Source organism: Sulfitobacter sp. 1A13679 (assembly GCF_043557115.1).
Taxonomy (GTDB): Bacteria; Pseudomonadota; Alphaproteobacteria; order Rhodobacterales; family Rhodobacteraceae; genus Sulfitobacter; species Sulfitobacter faviae.
The window spans coordinates 224,751-240,257 of the sequence record NZ_JBIFFO010000002.1 but is presented as its reverse complement, the minus strand read 5'-3'; the positions used below and the strand labels follow the sequence as shown (position 1 = coordinate 240,257).

21 protein-coding genes are annotated in these 15,507 nt (G+C 59.9%); all 21 read left to right on the top strand.

All coding sequences use genetic code 11. The annotated features are described in order from the left end of the window. Positions 1-65: 65 nt before the first annotated feature. The 21 genes from ACGYLA_RS02920 (at position 66) to ACGYLA_RS02820 (ending at position 15,505) form a co-directional block, all read left to right on the top strand. A complete protein-coding gene (locus tag ACGYLA_RS02920) occupies positions 66-461 on the top strand; it encodes a DUF1064 domain-containing protein (RefSeq protein ID WP_394430161.1) in 396 nt (131 codons plus the stop codon). Then, positions 458-823, top strand: coding sequence for a hypothetical protein (locus ACGYLA_RS02915; RefSeq protein ID WP_394430159.1), 366 nt, complete (start codon positions 458-460; stop codon positions 821-823). Before ACGYLA_RS02920 ends, ACGYLA_RS02915 begins: the two co-directional genes overlap by 4 nt. Beyond that, positions 820-2,499, top strand: a complete 1,680-nt coding sequence (locus ACGYLA_RS02910; protein ID WP_394430157.1) for an SNF2-related protein — start codon at positions 820-822, stop codon at positions 2,497-2,499. Before ACGYLA_RS02915 ends, ACGYLA_RS02910 begins: the two co-directional genes overlap by 4 nt. Continuing rightward, positions 2,496-3,020, top strand: coding sequence for an MT-A70 family methyltransferase (locus ACGYLA_RS02905; RefSeq protein ID WP_394430155.1), 525 nt, complete (start codon positions 2,496-2,498; stop codon positions 3,018-3,020). The genes ACGYLA_RS02910 and ACGYLA_RS02905 overlap by 4 nt, the downstream gene beginning before the upstream one ends. Beyond that, a complete protein-coding gene (locus ACGYLA_RS02900) occupies positions 3,017-3,859 on the top strand; it encodes a DUF1376 domain-containing protein (RefSeq protein ID WP_394430153.1) in 843 nt (280 codons plus the stop codon). Before ACGYLA_RS02905 ends, ACGYLA_RS02900 begins: the two co-directional genes overlap by 4 nt. Beyond that, positions 3,774-4,214, top strand: coding sequence for a hypothetical protein (locus ACGYLA_RS02895; protein WP_394430151.1), 441 nt, complete (start codon positions 3,774-3,776; stop codon positions 4,212-4,214). Before ACGYLA_RS02900 ends, ACGYLA_RS02895 begins: the two co-directional genes overlap by 86 nt. A gap of 187 nt (positions 4,215-4,401) precedes the next feature. Next, the gene (locus tag ACGYLA_RS02890) at positions 4,402-4,710 is read left to right on the top strand and encodes a helix-turn-helix domain-containing protein (protein WP_394430149.1); all 309 of its coding nucleotides are present in this window, start codon (positions 4,402-4,404) and stop codon (positions 4,708-4,710) included. A 253-nt stretch (positions 4,711-4,963) separates the two neighbouring features. Beyond that, complete coding sequence (locus ACGYLA_RS02885; RefSeq protein WP_394430146.1) at positions 4,964-5,542, top strand: transcription termination/antitermination protein NusG; 579 nt, start codon at positions 4,964-4,966, stop codon at positions 5,540-5,542. 138 nt (positions 5,543-5,680) lie between these two features. Further along, positions 5,681-6,259, top strand: coding sequence for an LEM-3-like GIY-YIG domain-containing protein (locus ACGYLA_RS02880; protein WP_394430144.1), 579 nt, complete (start codon positions 5,681-5,683; stop codon positions 6,257-6,259). Next, the gene (locus ACGYLA_RS02875; protein WP_394430142.1) at positions 6,256-6,810 is read left to right on the top strand and encodes a DNA-packaging protein; all 555 of its coding nucleotides are present in this window, start codon (positions 6,256-6,258) and stop codon (positions 6,808-6,810) included. Before ACGYLA_RS02880 ends, ACGYLA_RS02875 begins: the two co-directional genes overlap by 4 nt. Before the next feature lie 40 nt (positions 6,811-6,850). After that, positions 6,851-8,224: a phage terminase large subunit gene (gene terL, locus ACGYLA_RS02870; RefSeq protein WP_394430140.1), complete on the top strand. Its 1,374-nt coding sequence runs from the start codon at positions 6,851-6,853 to the stop codon at positions 8,222-8,224. Next, complete coding sequence (locus ACGYLA_RS02865; RefSeq protein ID WP_394430138.1) at positions 8,224-9,513, top strand: anti-CBASS protein Acb1 family protein; 1,290 nt, start codon at positions 8,224-8,226, stop codon at positions 9,511-9,513. Before terL ends, ACGYLA_RS02865 begins: the two co-directional genes overlap by 1 nt. Beyond that, positions 9,506-10,618: a hypothetical protein gene (locus ACGYLA_RS02860; RefSeq protein ID WP_394430136.1), complete on the top strand. Its 1,113-nt coding sequence runs from the start codon at positions 9,506-9,508 to the stop codon at positions 10,616-10,618. Before ACGYLA_RS02865 ends, ACGYLA_RS02860 begins: the two co-directional genes overlap by 8 nt. Positions 10,619-10,621: 3 nt before the next feature. After that, entirely contained in the window at positions 10,622-11,077 is a 456-nt protein-coding gene (locus ACGYLA_RS02855) for a hypothetical protein (RefSeq protein ID WP_394430134.1), read from the top strand. Positions 11,078-11,089: 12 nt separating this feature from the next. Beyond that, positions 11,090-12,130 carry a major capsid protein gene (locus ACGYLA_RS02850; RefSeq protein WP_394430132.1) on the top strand — a complete coding sequence of 347 codons (1,041 nt, stop codon included), beginning with the start codon at positions 11,090-11,092 and terminating at the stop codon, positions 12,128-12,130. Then, the gene (locus ACGYLA_RS02845) at positions 12,130-12,468 is read left to right on the top strand and encodes a hypothetical protein (protein WP_394430130.1); all 339 of its coding nucleotides are present in this window, start codon (positions 12,130-12,132) and stop codon (positions 12,466-12,468) included. Before ACGYLA_RS02850 ends, ACGYLA_RS02845 begins: the two co-directional genes overlap by 1 nt. 2 nt (positions 12,469-12,470) lie before the next feature. Continuing rightward, complete coding sequence (locus ACGYLA_RS02840) at positions 12,471-12,908, top strand: DnaT-like ssDNA-binding protein (protein WP_394430128.1); 438 nt, start codon at positions 12,471-12,473, stop codon at positions 12,906-12,908. 255 nt (positions 12,909-13,163) lie between these two features. Continuing rightward, positions 13,164-14,189, top strand: a complete 1,026-nt coding sequence (locus ACGYLA_RS02835; RefSeq protein WP_394430126.1) for a phage minor head protein — start codon at positions 13,164-13,166, stop codon at positions 14,187-14,189. Between the two features lies 1 nt (position 14,190). Beyond that, the gene (locus tag ACGYLA_RS02830) at positions 14,191-14,553 is read left to right on the top strand and encodes a hypothetical protein (RefSeq protein ID WP_394430124.1); all 363 of its coding nucleotides are present in this window, start codon (positions 14,191-14,193) and stop codon (positions 14,551-14,553) included. Beyond that, complete coding sequence (locus tag ACGYLA_RS02825; protein WP_394430122.1) at positions 14,550-14,957, top strand: hypothetical protein; 408 nt, start codon at positions 14,550-14,552, stop codon at positions 14,955-14,957. The genes ACGYLA_RS02830 and ACGYLA_RS02825 overlap by 4 nt, the downstream gene beginning before the upstream one ends. A gap of 95 nt (positions 14,958-15,052) precedes the next feature. Beyond that, positions 15,053-15,505, top strand: coding sequence for a hypothetical protein (locus ACGYLA_RS02820; RefSeq protein WP_394430120.1), 453 nt, complete (start codon positions 15,053-15,055; stop codon positions 15,503-15,505). Positions 15,506-15,507: the final 2 nt, after the last annotated feature.

Genomic DNA, 15,507 nt, shown 5'->3' with positions numbered 1-15,507 from the left:
CGATGGGCTGTTTCCGGACGAAGCGCCATCGCAGACCTATCGGCTGGCGGGGCTATCGTAGATCCATGACCGACCGCATCACCGCAGCCGAGTTTCGAAAGCAGCGGTCCGCCAATGGCGGAGCGCGCAAGGGCCGTGTGCGCGGGACAAAGGCGATGGTGGTGGATGGGATCAAATTTCACAGCAAGAAGGAAGCGCGGCGCTACGGCGTTCTCCGCCAGCTTGAGCGTGCGGGCATCATCGAGAACCTGCGTCTGCAAGTGCCTTACGAGTTGCGGGGTCAGGATGGGCCGATCCTGACGCCGACCGGGCGCAAGATGATATACAAGGCCGATTTCGTCTATTTCGACAGGCGCATCGATGCAGAGGTGGTTGAGGACAGCAAGGGCTGGGCGACAGACGTGTTCAAGATCAAGAAGGCGATCTTGGCCGCGCAGGGCGTGGAGGTGGTGGAGACATGAGCCAAGACGCATTCCTCGCCCGTCGCATCGTCCGATTGATCGAGGGCGCAAAGATCAATGTCACTACCGAGGCTGCAAGCCATCAGGCTATCGCGCGCATCCTTCGTGATAGCGGCATAGAGGTTTCGTGCGAGGTTCGGCTATCAGCCAAAGATCGCGTTGACCTTATGGCTGGAACCATCGCCATCGAGGTGAAAACCGGCCATCGGCGCCGGGACATTCTTCGTCAGATACAACGGTACGCCAAGATTGATGGAGTGTCAGAAGTCATTCTGGCCACCGCAATCGCGTTCCCAAAATCCATCACCAATCTGAGCGGCAAGCGGCTGCACATCGCATCATTGAGCAGGGGCTGGCTATGAACCTTGGGAAACTTGATTATGACGGTAACAGCTGGGCTCTGATCGACCTAAAGCCGCATGTGTCTATGCGGTTCAAGGGTATGTTTAAGGGGATACCCGACGGTCAAACGCCACCGTTCATTCTACGGGATCGCCTGGACCGCGCAGCCGATCTTGATTGGTTCATGCAGAGATACCCGTTGGAAGTTACTGACCGCGCGGCGAAGCGTCTAGCGGAAGGTGTGGACGCCTATAACGCGCAGAGGCAGCGTTTAGAGACACTGAAGCGCCCAGACTATCAGCCGGTGATTGATCCTGGCTTTAGAGCCGGTGAGAAGCCCTTTAAATACCAGCTTCGGGCCGCTGAAATGGCGCGCGCAAATGGCGGTTTACTGCTGCTTGACGACGTGGGACTCGGCAAGACGGTTTCCGCGCTGGCCACAGTATCTGACGGATGGGGCCTGCCAGCCGCGGTTGTGGTTCAGCCCCACCTCCAGCGGCAATGGGTGGTCGATTACATCAATCGCTTTACCAACCTGCGCGCTGTCATGGTCAAGGATCGCAATGTGCGCGACCTTGAGCCCGCCGACATCTATCTGTTTCGCTACTCGAACATTGCAGCATGGGGAAACTATGCCGAAACGCTGGGCTGCAAGACGGTCATCTTTGACGAGGTTCAGGAACTACGCCACGGAACCAGCACGAACAAAGGGCGGGGCGCCCAAGCCTTTGCAAATGCTGCAGACGCCGTGATTGGGCTGACCGCCACGCCGATCTATAACTATGGGTCTGAAATTTTCAACGTGATCGAGTTTATCGCTCCCGGTGTTCTTGGAGCTTGGCACGAATTCCTAATCAACTGGTGCGTTTCGCATGGATCGCATTGGGTGGTGAAAGACCCGTCTGCTCTTGGCGCTTATCTGCAGGGCGAGGGCGTCACCCTGCGCCGAACCAACGAGGATGAAGAGGTATCAGCGACACTTCCACCTGCATCCAAGGTCGTCTTTGAGGTCGATTGGAACGAAGGCGACGCGGAATCCAACAAGGAATTGCAGCGTAAGCTGGCGATGCGGGTCTTGGGCGGTGGATGGCATGAGCGCGGGCAAGCTGCTCGAGAGCTCGACCTTTTGCTCCGCCAAGATACTGGCATTGCCAAGGCCCGCGCTGTTGCCGCCTATGCGCGCACGTTGGTTGAAGCTGGTGAGCCAGTTGTCATCGCAGGTTGGCACCGCGAAGTTTACCGCATTTGGAGCGAGGCTTTGGCTGACCTTCATCCGGTCATGTTCACCGGCAGCGAAAGCCAGGCGGCTAAGCAGCGCGCCGTAAAGGCGTTTATGTCTGGTGATACCAAGCTGATGTTCATGTCGCTGCGTTCTGGCGCTGGCCTTGATGGGTTGCAGCACGTTTGCCGTCACATGGTTTTCGGCGAAATGGATTGGTCGCCGCAGGTTCACGCGCAGGTTTCCGGGCGGTTGCGACGGTTTGGTCAAAAGCACCCGGTCACGTCTCACTATCTCTGGACTGATGGCGGCTCCGACCCTGTCCTCATGTCAGTATTGGGCCTCAAAGCATCACAGTCTCACGGCATCCTCGACCCTTACGGAGCCGATACCGAGGCGACACCGGTAGATGAAACTCGCGTAAAGCAGCTAGCTCGCGCTGTTTTGGATCGAGCCGATTTTGGGGGTGTCGCATGAGCGGCTACCAAATCATCTTTGCAGACCCGCCGTGGAAGTTCGCGAGCAACTCCAAGGCCAAGCCGGGTCGTAACGCCATGCGCCATTACGATTGCATGACAGACGCCGAAATATGCGCGCTGCCGGTCAAGGATTGGGCCGCCAAGGAGGCACTGCTGTTCATGTGGACCACAGCCCCCATGATGGCCCGATCCATGCCTGTGCTCAACGCATGGGGCTTCAAGTACGTCAGTCAGCTGGTCTGGGTCAAATCCCGCATCGCGACCGGCTACTGGGCGCGCAATCGGCACGAAATCCTGATCATCGCGAAGCGGGGGAAGTTTCCGTGGCTTGGCACCGACCCGTTCCCGGACTCGGTGGTCGAAGCGCCTACCCGGGAGCACTCTCGCAAGCCTGAGTATTTTCAGGATCAGGTCGACGCGGTTTGGCCTGATCACCGCAAGCTAGAAATGTTCGCCCGGAGGCCGCGCAAGGGCTGGGATGCATGGGGCAACCAGAAAGAGAAGTTCGAGGCAGTATGAGTGAAGGCGTCCCATATATCCGCTTCTACGGCGACGATTGGCTTTCAGGAACGCAAGAGCTTTCCCTTGAGGAGCGCGGTGCGTTGGTGACAATCGTGGCGCTGACATCCGCAACAGGCACGGCCCCAACCGCCGACTACAAGCGCCTGTCACGTCGCTTCGGCTGCACACCGGCAAAGGCGAAAAAGGTGGTCCAGTCCTTGATCGAGATGGGGAAGATTTGGCTCGATGGAGATGCTCTGATTAACCGCCGTGCACAAAAAGAAACCGAAATTTCGCAAAAAAATTCCAAAAAACAATCGGAAAACGCTCACGCCCGCTGGTCAAAATCTGAGAGAAAATCCAATGAAAACAATGGGGGGTGTGATGCCGCCGCATTGCCGCCGGAATGCCAACCAGAACCAGAACCAGAACCATATAAGACTGATGATGATAGTGCGGGCGCGAGTCTGAGCTTTCGAGAGAAGGTCTTGGTTGCCGCAGGCCATGACGCGTCCGGTGTCACAGCAAATGGCAGGGTGATCGCAGGCAGGGCTGAGTTTGCAGAGTTCGACAAGGCCCGAAACGACCTCGGCCTCAGCGAGAGCGAAGCGGTGGAGGTTGTCGCCGAGATTGCGCAGCGCAAGCGCGACGGGCCACCGGGCAGCCTCAGATATTTCACCGACCCGCTCCGCGAGTACGCCGGGGCAAAGAACGCCCCAGCAGTCACAGCGATAGCGCCAACCCAACTCAAGGCAATTGAAGGAGGCCACGATGGCAAACGAGATCACAACCCCGACCGGGTTCAACGCATTGTCGCCGCAGCAGCAGAAGGAACATCGGGCAAAGATTGGGGTTAGGGCGCGGGCCATACTCGGTCAGTTCTGGCAGGACTTCGACACGCACGATGCCGAAAAGGCAATCGAGGTCGAAGGCTGGATGGACGTTCTCGAAAACTGCTCGCACTCCGAAATCCGCTACGCATGGCGTGACTACCAGATCGACCCCAACAATCGTACGGCCCGGGGGCGCTTGGCAAAACCTGATGCCGGGGCGCTGCGGGCGATTATCCTCAGCAAGCGACCACGTCCCGCACTGGTGCGTCAACCACAGCTCGCGCCTGAGCCCGTCAAGGAGCGCTGCGATCCTGCGGTAGCGCAGGCCATCTGCGAAGCGGCCGGCTACACGCCTAAGCGGTTCGGTGGTGATCAATGAGCTTTGAGAGGCATGGCCAGCATTTTGGCGACCGCAGCAGGCTGACGTTCGATCAGCTGCAACTGCTGGAGGATAAGATTTTACCGACCGCGCGCCGGTGGGTTCGGGACATCCCGGGCTTGGCGGATCACGGGCGGCGGACGCTTGCATACTGGGGCGAAATCCCGCCCGAAGGAGAGGATACCCCATGATCGAACCCATCACAGCACCCGACATGCAGGCGGCATACCTTGCAGCGGCACCGACCTTTGCCCAGGCCTTCATCCCTCGCAGCCCGGAGGAATTAGCCGCCGAGTTCGCCCACAGCCGGCAGATCGCTTTGCGTGATTTCTTCGGTCCGACCCGCTGCCACAGCGTCTCGCATCCTCGGCAGGAATGCATGGCGATGCTGGCAAAGCGCGGATTCAGCCTGCCGCGCATCGGGCGGGTGTTCAACCGCGACCACACGACCGTGCACCATGGGATTGAAGCGGTAAAGCGGAGGGCGGGGGTTTGACGTTGGATGAGCTTCGGACGGTGGCGCAGAACAAAAGCTGCTACCTGACTATGCCGCGCAAGACACTGCCAAAAGGAACGAATGTCCGATTGGTTGGGGATAGCGGCCCATTGGGCAGGGTATGCACCGTCAACCAAAGGGAATGCGGATACCAGGTTGTTGCTTGCTTTGATGGCGCCGAGGTCACGCGCTGGCTGGATAAGCAAGAGCGCGCGGAACCAAAAAACACCACCACAGGCACAAAGGGCAGAGCATGACGAAATTGAAGATCGGCGATCCATGGCCCTTTCGGTCCGTTCGTGGCCTCACGGGCAGACCGCTCAGTAAGCCGAAATGGCATGCTCTGGTCGTCGCGCCTCAGCAGGAGGCCAAAGCTGCGGAGATACTAAGGGGGGCGGGGGTTGAGGTGCTCTATCCGACCGTCGAACGGGTGCGCCATATTCGCGGCAAGCGGTATAACTTCACAACTCCCATGATCAGCCAGATCATATATGCGAAGTTTGAGTTCGCGCCACAGTGGGACGTGATGCGCCAGCGTCGGGTAATCACCGGTGTGTTCTCCCTCGGCGGCTATCCGGTCAATGTTCGCGAGGCTGATGTCATGCGCATGATGGGGTTGCCGACCGAGGTTGACCGCCAAGAGGCGGCGCGCATCGCTTCACTCACACCCGATGTTGGTGAGCGCGTGACGCTCAATGGCGGACCGCTCAGCGGGTTCTGCGTCGATGTGGTGAGATCAGAGATGGGCAGGGTATGGTATCGCGGGATCAGTGCAATTGGCCGCATCGAAGGTGAGGCCAGTGTCGAGGCAATACAACGTATTGCGCAATGACACCGCATAGGGTATGTTTAGGGCAACCGCGCACAATGCGGCTGACCCTCCAACCCGCTCTGACGGTAGAGGCGATCCAGCACCCTGCCTCTGCCGCCGGGTGCTACTGCAATTCAAGTAACATTTTACGAGGCGGATATGGCCGAGCGCGAACTGACGCGAAAGCAAGAGGCGTTTGCGCTGGTTTATTTCGAGACCGGCAATGCAGCTGAGGCTTACCGGCGAGCATATGACGTTGAAGAGCCGAGAGACTCCCATGGGGTGCCGAAGGGGTTTTACGTCTACGTTCTGGTGGACCCGTCGTGCGGAACCATTTTCTACGTTGGTAAGGGTAAAGGTGCTCGAATGTATGACCACCTAAAGGACTTCGCCGCTGGAAGGGTGTCTGCGGTAAAGAAATATCGGGGGATTAAATCTGCGATTGAGCGGGGGCGGCAAGTGGAGCCGTTTTGCATTGAGCACGACTTAAGCGAGAATGCTGCACTCAGATTTGAGCGAGCATTAATCCATCGCATCGGACATGAAAATCTCTGGAATTCCCTATCCGGCCAGACCAGCGCCGACGAACGCGCCAAGGCGCAAGCGGAAGCAATGATCGAAAGGTTGGAAGAAGCGTTCCCGCTATATGGGGCCAAAGATTTAACCGCTGCAATGGGTTGCGTTCAAGAGCTTCGTCAGGCGATTGAAGTCGCAGAAGTAAATATGGGGGCATCATGAGCGACAGAGACGAAGCGGGTCGCTTCGCACCCGGCAATCGTTTCTGGGAGGCTCGAAGCTCTCATGGCCCGAAGCCCAAGTTCACGAACCCAAATGACCTATGGGGTGCTTGTGTCGAGTATTTCGAGTGGAACGAAGATAACCCCCTTCAAGAAACGAAGGGCTTTGCTTTTCAGGGGGTGGTGACGAAAGAGACGTTCCCCAAGATGCGGGCGATGACCATCACCGGGCTTTGCCTTTTTCTGGATATCGATCGCACGACTTGGGATGACTGGAAGAAAACCCGTGCCGATTTATCCCACGTCATCACGCGAGCCGAGGCTGTGATCTTCAAGCAGAAGTTTGAGGGCGCATCGGCTGACCTGTTGAACGGCAACATCATTGCCCGCGAATTGGGTCTTGCGGATAAGCAGGACCATCAATCGAGCGATGGCAGCATGACGCCCGCACCTGCCGTGGTTCTCTCCAACCTGTCGGATGAGGAGCTTGCACAGCTTGAACGCCTTACCGACAAAGCACGAGATTCAAAAGGAGTGGGCGAGGCGGAGTAACCTGGGCTTTGCGCGCTACCACTTCCCGGCGCGTGAGGGGATGCCGCTCATTGAGGGGCCGCACCACCGCGTCATCGGCCAAACCCTCGACCGAGTGCACTCTGGCGAAATCAGCCGCCTGATCATCACTCTGCCGCCGGGCTACACCAAGACTGAGATGGCGGTGGTCAACTTCATCGCCCGGGGCTTCATGCTCAACCCGGCCGCGCGGTTCATCCACTGCACTTTCTCGGATGATCTGGCGCGGGAGAACAGCGATAAGATCAAGAGCCTGATTGAGCTCCCGGAGTTCAGCGAGCTTGCCGCGGTGGGGATCAAGTCAGACACCAGCGCAAAGGATCGCTGGAAGACTGTGCAGGGCGGCGGGATGCTCGCTAAGGCCGCTGGTGGCCCGATCACAGGGTTCCGCGCTGGTTACATGGACAAGGATAACTTCACCGGCGCCTTGGTGGTCGATGACCCCTTGAAGCCGGACGATGCTTTCAGCCCGACGAAACGGGCATCGGTCAACAAAAGGGCTACCAACACGTTCCGCAGCCGTTTGGCGCATGATGCCGTGCCTATCGTGGTGATTATGCAGCGGCTGCACAGCGACGACTTCGTGGGCCACCTGCTGACCGGCGGGACCGGCGAAATCTGGGATCATCTCGACCTGCCGGTGATGATCGATCAGTCGGCTGAATACCCGAAAGAATGGACGCACGGACGCCCGGTGGCGCACAACCTCCCGGATGGGCCACTCTGGTCAGAAAAGCACAGTGCCGAAGAGATCGAGGTCATCAAGGCCGACGCCTATACTTTCGCCAGCCAGTACATGCAGCGCCCTGTCTCAGCAGAGGGTGCGCTCTTCGATATGAGCGGGGTTCATTGGTACAAACCCGGTGAGGAGCCGGATATCGACTATTACCGGATGTACGCGGACACAGCCCAGAAGACGGGCGAGCGGAACGACTATTCGGTCATCGAGCTATGGGGCAAAGCCAAGAACGGCCCCGCGGTGCTGATCGATCTGGTGCGGGGCAAGTGGGAAGCGCCCGACCTTGAAAAAAACGCACTGGCCTTCTGGGCAAAGCACAAGGGCAAGATCGTTCGCGGCCTACGGGTTGAGGACAAGGTGTCAGGAACCGGACTAATCCAGTCGCTCAAGCGCAAGGGTATCCCCGTCGACGGTATCCAGCGCGACCGGGATAAGTACACGCGTGGCCTGGACGCCGCCCCGTGGGTCGCAACCGGCCAAGTTTGGCTGCCCAAAGATGCGCCGTTCACCGAAAGCCTGAGGTATGAAATGCAGACATTCGACGGCCTTGGCACAGGGTTTGATGACCAGATCGACCCAATGATGGACGCGATCGCTGATATGCTGGGAGGGTACGGCTCTTTCGTCGGCTTCGGCATCCCGAAAGGGCGCCGCTGATGGCACAACGAACACTGGCCGGGATGTTCCCTGAGCACTTCGCAACGCTGTCAAACGTCAAGCGGGTTCACGCTGACGAATACGGCTGGCCTGAACGCCTGACGTTTCCGGATATTCTGCGCATGTATCGCCGGAACGGTCTGGCGGCAGCCGCGGTCAACGCGTTCAAGTCGAAGACGTGGCAGGACGTTCCTGTCCTACGCATCACCGATAAAGACGATGACCTAAGCAGCACTGAGAAGGCGGTCGCGGCACACCTGGCGCGCATTCGCTTCTGGCAGCAGTTCGCGGAGGCCGATGCGCGATCCATCGTGGGTGACTATGGCGGGCTGGTTCTTCGGTTCGCTGACGACAGGAAGATGAACGAGCCTCTGGATCGGGCGGTGGGCATCACCAAGCTATTCGCGGCAATCCCATGCTGGCAGCACCAGCTGCGCCCATCCGAGTTCGACACCGACACCGCGTCGGAGACCTACGGCGAGCCCACGATGTGGGAGTATGCCGAGAACGCCATGGGCAGCGACAACACATCAGCCGGCCCCCGTCGGCGGTTCAAGGTTCATCCCGACCGAGTGCTGATCCTTTCGCGGGATGGCACGATCAACGACCGCTCACAGCTTGAGGCGGGCTACAATGCCATGCTTGACGCAGAAAAGATCAGCGGCGCTGGAGCGGAAGGCTTCTTTAAGACCGCAAAGAACGCGCCTGTCATCTCGATGGAGGATGGTAACGGGTTCGAGGAAATGGCGCGCGGCATGGGGATTGACCCGGCCGAACTGACGGACAAGCTGAACGAGGTGGTGAAGGCCTGGGCATCCGGCTTTGACGCTTCCCTGCTGCTGTCGAAGATGAAAACCGAGTTTCCGAACATCACGCTGCCGCAACCGGAGGAGTTCTGGAACATCTGCGTGATGACCTTCGCGGCATCGATGCGCATCCCGTTCAAGGTGCTGATCGGCATGATCACTGGCGAGCGGGCCAGCACCGAGGACGCGAAAGACTGGGCGCGGACCAACGAAGCCCGCCGATCTGGCGAGATCGTCCCGGCAATCATGACGCTGATTGAGCGGCTGCAGGGCGCCGGAACGCTGCCGGGAGGCGAGTGGCGGGTCGAGTGGGACTCGCTGCTCGACGACGGTCCCGACGCGATGATGGGGCGGGCAAAAACGATGTCCGAGATCAACACGTCCGAGGCCGGGGAGGTCTTCGACGTGACTGAGATCAGACGTGCAGCAGGATACCCAGCCGGGCTGCCGCTCGACGACAAAGAGGATGATGACGATGAATAAGGCACTGGTTCATGCCCGCAGCAATGCTGTCGGGCCAATTCGGCATGAGGTCCGCAACGGCCACAACGTGATGATCGTCCCATCCTACGTGATCAAAGACGATACCATTCTGAATGGAATTTTCTACGGCAAGGATGAGATTGACAAGTCGTTTGAAGGGCTGAACGGCACCCACGCGCCGTTGGGGCATCCGCAGAAAGACGGCATGTTCCTCAATGCTGCGGATCCGGTGGCCGTGGCTGAAAACGGCGTCTTTGCGTTCAACGAGAACGCCCGCCGGGTAGATGACCGGATCGCGATTGACGTCGTGATCTATAAGGATCGCGCCGCAGAGAACGCTAATGGTCAGCGCCTGCTCGAAGCGATCAACAAGGGTGAGCCGATCCACACGTCAACCGGCCTCTACATGAACATCGAAGATGCACCAGAAGGGCATGCCGCTGAGAAGATCGGCCGCAACTTCGTGTGGGACCATAACGCCCTGCTGCTGGATGAGCCGGGCGCGATCACGCCAGACGAAGGCGTCGGCCTGATGGTCAACAAATCAGGACTCACCGTCATCAACTCACGCGTCGATTGGGCTGAGGATGACCTCGCATGGGCTGCTGAGCATCTGCTCGACAGCGCCGAGCGACTGGACAAGGCGAAGGCGCGTGAAGCGCTGCTGCCGCGTCTGGTTGAAGCCCTTCGGGGCATCATGTCCGGCGGCTCCGCCGAGGCAAACGAAAATGTCCAAGAGGAGAATGTCATGGACGATGCTACCAAGAAGGCCTTCGAGGCCGTCAACAAAAACTTTGAGGCTATGCCGGAGATGATCGCCAACGCGATTGCTACGGCGGTTAAGCCAATTGCCGACGCTCAGGAAGCGCAAGCCAACGCGGCGAAGGAAGCGGAAGAGGCTGAGCGCGAAAGTCTGACGAACACCATCGTCAAAGCGGCGATCCTTGATGAGGATGACTGCAAGGCTCTGCCAGTTGCCAACCTACGCAAGCTGGCCGAAAACGCCAAGCCGGGCAAAGCGGCACCAGTGGGCAATGGCTTGGGTGACCCTGATCCCAACGACACCATCAAGTTCCGCGTTCCCGGCGCAGCAAAGGAGGCCTGATCAATGGCACGCTATAACACGATCTATGCGGGTCCGGTGAGCAACCCGACCCCTCACGCCATGGAGGCGCTGGCAAGCGTGGCACTGACGCCCGGCTCGCTGGTGACCTTCGATGCTGCAAACGGCTTTGCGCTGGCCACCGCAGCCACTACGGCCAAGGTCTGGCTGGTGCAGGATAACTACCTGACCGGTCGCGGCATCGAAACGCAGTGGGCGGCTGATAGCCGTGCGGTGGCGCTCGATATGGTCGAAGGTCAGTTGTTCAATGCGCTGGTCGCGACGGGCAACGACCTGACCGAGGGTGACGCACTCACCCCCGGCGCTGGCGGCGTCCTGATCAAGGCTGCGCTGTCCGACAAAGTGGTCGCGGTCGCCAACGAGACCTTCAACAACAACACTGGCTCAGCTCAGCTTGTCAGCGTCCGCGCTGCGACCGGCTACCTGACCGCAGCGACATAAGGGGATCACCAGATGCGCTATTTTGATAACGACCTGATTACCAATTCCCGCCCGCACCAAGCGTGGTGGGGTGAGGTATCCGGCATCCGCAATCACTGGTATTCGGCTGACCCCGTTGCCAACGCCCAGACGGTTCTGCCGCCTGACTTCTGGTTTGACCTGGACGAACAGACCGTTCGTGTCATGCGTGACGACGGCGGCGAAGAGTTCATGTCCGACCTGATGGGGCTGGCACGCCCGGTCAACATCGGCAAGATGGTTTCCATTGCCCGCACATCCAGCGACATGAGCGACAAGGTGGTGCGCTCCGTTTCTGGTCAGGTTCCGGTGCCGACTGACAAGGTCGAGTACGGCTTCGACGGCGCGCCGATCACCATCTTCGCGAAAGGCTATGGCCGTTCGTGGCGCGAGGTGATGAAGTTCCAAAGCGAGGGGTATGACGCTCTGGCCGACGACAACGAGGCCGCGCTGGACAAGATCGATCGCGATATGGTGGACTATGCACTCGACGGCGACGCGACGATCAACATCGAGGGCTTCGGCGCTTACGGTATCCGTACCGCGCCCAACTCCAAGGCGATCAACCTCGGCACCGGTGCTGGTGGTGCGAACATCGATCTGACAGCACCAACCACCACCCCCGACGAGATCGACGCCTTCTTCGTCGGTCCGTTCGGTGCAATGCTTGATGCGAACTTTATTTCGGCGCCGGTGAACCTCTACATCTCGCCGGAGATCGCTCGCAACTGGGATCGCGCCTACTCCGGTGCCGCTGGCCTCAAGCCGGGGTCCATCATGGATCACGTCGCCAAGAACCGCCGCATCAAGAAGATCGTCGTGACGCACAAGCTCTCGGGCAACGAGTTCTTCGGCTTTGTGCCGAGCTCGCGCTTCATCCGTCCGCTGATCGGCATGGCGGTCAACACCACGCCGCGTGTTCGCCTGAATCCTACCGATGACCATCAGTTCCTCTGCATGGGCGCCATGGGGATTCAGGTGCGCGGCGATGGCAATGGTCGCTCAGGGGTGTTCTTTTCGGAGGTCGTGAACTGATGGCTTATCGCATTCGCATCACGAAAGGGGGGCTCTTCGGTAACACCGGGGAGCTTCCCATCGGTGAGGAGTTCACCCTCGAAGGCAAGCCGCCCGCGGGTTGGGCTGGGCGCTACGAGATGGTCTCGCAGACCGACGACAAGGAGCCGGTCACGGCCAACGGCGACATGAGTGACGACCGCAAGGCGGTGATCCTTGAAGCCATCGGCGGTCTGGACCCCGAGAAAGACTACACCAAGGGCGGCAAACCTGATGTTGACGCGATCAACGCTCTAATGCCTGAGGGCGCTGAAACCGTTACCGCTGCTGAGCGTGACGAAGTGATCAAGGAAGACTGATCATGCTGTCATTCACCGACCCCGCTCTGACAGTTGCCGAGGCTGATACCTATGCTTCGCTGATGGGCTATGCCGCGTGGGTCGGTGATAACACGGCCAAGGCAGCCGCTTTGCAGCGCGGGCAGATGTACATCGCCGCGACCTATAATGGCCGCTGGCTGAACGCCTGGACGAACGCCGCGGCACCCGCTGAGGTCAAGTATGCGATCACTGAGGCTGCAATCCGCGAGATCACGACGCCGGGCTCGCTGGCGCCGGATTACACCCCCGGAAAGGTGGTGAAGCGCGAGCGGGTCAAGGCTGGCCCGGTGGAAAGCGAAGAGGAATACCGGGACGATGGGGCCGCCGCACCTCTGCCCGTGTTCAGTGTGATCGACGGGCTACTGGCCGGATTGCTCAAGCCTGTTTATAGTGGCGCCGGTATGTGGAGTATCGGCTGACCCTTTGGAAAACATCCCACCCACCATCCAGGCCGCGATTGACGCGATGCCGCCTGACTTTCGAGCGTCGTTCCTTAGCGCTATCGAACCGCTAACCAGCCCGGCGCAACTGGCATCCATCGCCCACCACCTTGAACGCGGAAACGCAGCAGCCGCAATGATCGTGGCCCTTGCGCCACCGTCGGTTTATGGCGCGCAGGACGCGCATATTCGCCTCGCCTATGCGTTGGGGCGCTCACAGCGGGGCTGACACCCATGGCACGACGACTGACCGCACAGGAGCGCCGCATTGCCGCGCTGCTGACGAAACATTACCCGACCGTGCGTGACGCCTTCTTGGCAGCGGTGCAGGCGCAGTCGCAGGTCATCGACATTGACTCGTTGGAAGCGGCGCTACGGCGGGGCAACGTCGAGCGCGCGGTCGAGCTTCTGCGCATGAACCAACAGATCCTTTTTCCACTGACTGAGGCGATCCGGGCAACCTACATCGAAGGCGGCGCATCGGTCGCGGCCACACTGCCGCTGACGATCCGAGGGCAGTTCGGTTTCGGCGGCAACCCGCGGGCGGTTGGGGCCATCGAGCGCGTCACCGGGGCACTTTCGGAGATACTGGAAGCCGAGCAGCTGGACATGGCCCGCGATATCTTCCGCAAGGGGATCAGCGAGGGCATCCCACCGCGCAAGCAGGCGCTAGACATGGTTGGGCGCATCACCCCCGGCGGCAAGACACGCAAGGGCGGTTTTCTGGGGCTGGATGGGCCGCGCGCTGCGCAGGCTGACCGAGTGCGGGACATTCTGAGCGACCCTGACCGGGTGGCGGAGTATTTCAAGGGTAACAAGCCACGCTACACCACCACAGACCGCCGGTTTGACGCCACAGTGCGCCGGGCGATCAAAGAGGGCAGGGCGGTGCCGGCGCGGACGCTGGACAAGATCACGGCAGCCCATAAGGCGCGGCTGCTACGAAACCGGGCAGAGACGATCAGCCGGACGGAGACGCTCAACTCCCTGCGCGCGGGACAGCATGACGGGTTCGGCACGCTGATGGATACCGGGCTGGCGTCCGGCATGACGGTGAAGTGGTTGGCAACATCGGACGGGCGCACGCGGGACAGTCACCGGCATCTGAATGGTGAAAGCCGTGATTACGGCGAGTTGTTCACCGGGCTGACCGGCGGGCAGATGGAATTCCCCGGCGATACCAGCCACGGCGCGCCTGCTGAGGAAATTATCCAATGCCGCTGCACGGCGGTCTACCGCATGAAGCGACCGGAGTTTTGACATGGTGACAGTCGCCCAGATCGCCGCCAAGGCCTTCGCCGCCGTTGCGGCCAAGATCACCGATGCGATCCACCCGGCAACGCTTAATTGGGTTGAGCAGGGCAATTACGATCCGATCAGCGGTAGTTATCCTGAAACTTCGCGCAGTGTATCGGGCCGCGTGGTCGAAGACAGCACTAAGCCTGTAGGGGACGTGTTTGAGGGCTACGTCGCCGGACCTGCCGAAGTGCTGGTGCTGATGGAAGGGTTCACGGTTGCGCCGAAAGAGAACTGGACGATCACCTATGCGGGCAAGACACGCACGGTGATGAAGGTGCAGGATATCGTCGCAGCCGGGTCGCTTTTTTATGTGGTGGCGCGATGACCGGCCAAGCAACTCGAGAATTCAAGATCGAGATCGAGCGTGAATGGCTGGCGATGCTGGACAAGATGCGTGAGCTGGTGATCTACATCGCCACCGAGGGGCTGGCCGGGGTGCAGGAAAAGAGCCCGGTAGATATCGGCACATTCCGCGCCAACTGGTTGATCAGCATCGGCACGCCAAGCGACCGCACCACGATGTCATTGGGAGAGTTCGGAGCGATGAACGCGCAGGTGCTGGCGTCCTACGCTGGCAAAGATGGATGGCCGGTGATATATCTACAGAACGCGCTGCCCTACGCTCTTCGCCTAGAGAACGGTTGGTCCAAACAGGCGCCGCAGGGGGTGCTTGCCCTCACGGTCAATGAACTTGAGGCAATCGCAAACAGCCTCGGCAGCCGCATCTAACCGCAACCCGTAATTTCTCACAATTAAGCGAACCAGTTCCATTTTGGAACAAGTTGCCCCGTTCAGCGGGGTCATTCGCGCTGCCGGGAGGCGTCATGAGCTACGAATTAGAGCGCGCCTCAATCGAACGATACTTTGCAGCGCAGTGGCCCGCGCAAACCCCCGTCATATGGGACGGCCAAGGCGGCGAGCCCACCGTCAACAGCGTGCGCCTTACCATCCAATCCGGGGCCGTCCTCCAGGGCAGCATCGGGCGCGACCAGAACCGCATGGATCACGTCGGCATGGTCACGGTCACGATCTATACAGCAGGCGGCGCAGGGTCGAACGCATGGCGCGGATACGCCGAGACGATCACCGACATGTTCCACGGCATCACCCTGGACACCGCAGGCGTCCCGATCACGCAAACGGCTGATGCCTTCGTGCGCTTCAGCCCGCCGCAGCTGGGGGAGCGCCGGCACCCCTACATCGCCGCGTCATTCGCAGACGCACCATTCCACATCACCAACGTCATCGCGCCCTTCGTGCGCTACTCGCTGAAATAAGG

Bases quoted from the DNA above. Each gene is read 5' to 3' on its own strand.
- ACGYLA_RS02885 (WP_394430146.1), top strand. From the start codon at position 4,964: ATGACGAAATTGAAGATCGGCGATCCATGGCCCTTTCGGTCCGTTCGT.
- ACGYLA_RS02890 (WP_394430149.1), top strand. From the start codon at position 4,402: ATGATCGAACCCATCACAGCACCCGACATGCAGGCGGCATACCTTGCA.
- ACGYLA_RS02865 (WP_394430138.1), top strand. From the start codon at position 8,224: ATGGCACAACGAACACTGGCCGGGATGTTCCCTGAGCACTTCGCAACG.
- ACGYLA_RS02820 (WP_394430120.1), top strand. From the start codon at position 15,053: ATGAGCTACGAATTAGAGCGCGCCTCAATCGAACGATACTTTGCAGCG.
- ACGYLA_RS02905 (WP_394430155.1), top strand. From the start codon at position 2,496: ATGAGCGGCTACCAAATCATCTTTGCAGACCCGCCGTGGAAGTTCGCG.
- ACGYLA_RS02915 (WP_394430159.1), top strand. From the start codon at position 458: ATGAGCCAAGACGCATTCCTCGCCCGTCGCATCGTCCGATTGATCGAG.
- ACGYLA_RS02825 (WP_394430122.1), top strand. From the start codon at position 14,550: ATGACCGGCCAAGCAACTCGAGAATTCAAGATCGAGATCGAGCGTGAA.
- ACGYLA_RS02835 (WP_394430126.1), top strand. From the start codon at position 13,164: ATGGCACGACGACTGACCGCACAGGAGCGCCGCATTGCCGCGCTGCTG.
- ACGYLA_RS02880 (WP_394430144.1), top strand. From the start codon at position 5,681: ATGGCCGAGCGCGAACTGACGCGAAAGCAAGAGGCGTTTGCGCTGGTT.
- ACGYLA_RS02900 (WP_394430153.1), top strand. From the start codon at position 3,017: ATGAGTGAAGGCGTCCCATATATCCGCTTCTACGGCGACGATTGGCTT.
- ACGYLA_RS02850 (WP_394430132.1), top strand. From the start codon at position 11,090: ATGCGCTATTTTGATAACGACCTGATTACCAATTCCCGCCCGCACCAA.
- terL (WP_394430140.1), top strand. From the start codon at position 6,851: ATGCCGCTCATTGAGGGGCCGCACCACCGCGTCATCGGCCAAACCCTC.
- ACGYLA_RS02910 (WP_394430157.1), top strand. From the start codon at position 820: ATGAACCTTGGGAAACTTGATTATGACGGTAACAGCTGGGCTCTGATC.
- ACGYLA_RS02845 (WP_394430130.1), top strand. From the start codon at position 12,130: ATGGCTTATCGCATTCGCATCACGAAAGGGGGGCTCTTCGGTAACACC.
- ACGYLA_RS02920 (WP_394430161.1), top strand. From the start codon at position 66: ATGACCGACCGCATCACCGCAGCCGAGTTTCGAAAGCAGCGGTCCGCC.
- ACGYLA_RS02855 (WP_394430134.1), top strand. From the start codon at position 10,622: ATGGCACGCTATAACACGATCTATGCGGGTCCGGTGAGCAACCCGACC.
- ACGYLA_RS02860 (WP_394430136.1), top strand. From the start codon at position 9,506: ATGAATAAGGCACTGGTTCATGCCCGCAGCAATGCTGTCGGGCCAATT.
- ACGYLA_RS02840 (WP_394430128.1), top strand. From the start codon at position 12,471: ATGCTGTCATTCACCGACCCCGCTCTGACAGTTGCCGAGGCTGATACC.
- ACGYLA_RS02875 (WP_394430142.1), top strand. From the start codon at position 6,256: ATGAGCGACAGAGACGAAGCGGGTCGCTTCGCACCCGGCAATCGTTTC.
- ACGYLA_RS02895 (WP_394430151.1), top strand. From the start codon at position 3,774: ATGGCAAACGAGATCACAACCCCGACCGGGTTCAACGCATTGTCGCCG.
- ACGYLA_RS02830 (WP_394430124.1), top strand. From the start codon at position 14,191: ATGGTGACAGTCGCCCAGATCGCCGCCAAGGCCTTCGCCGCCGTTGCG.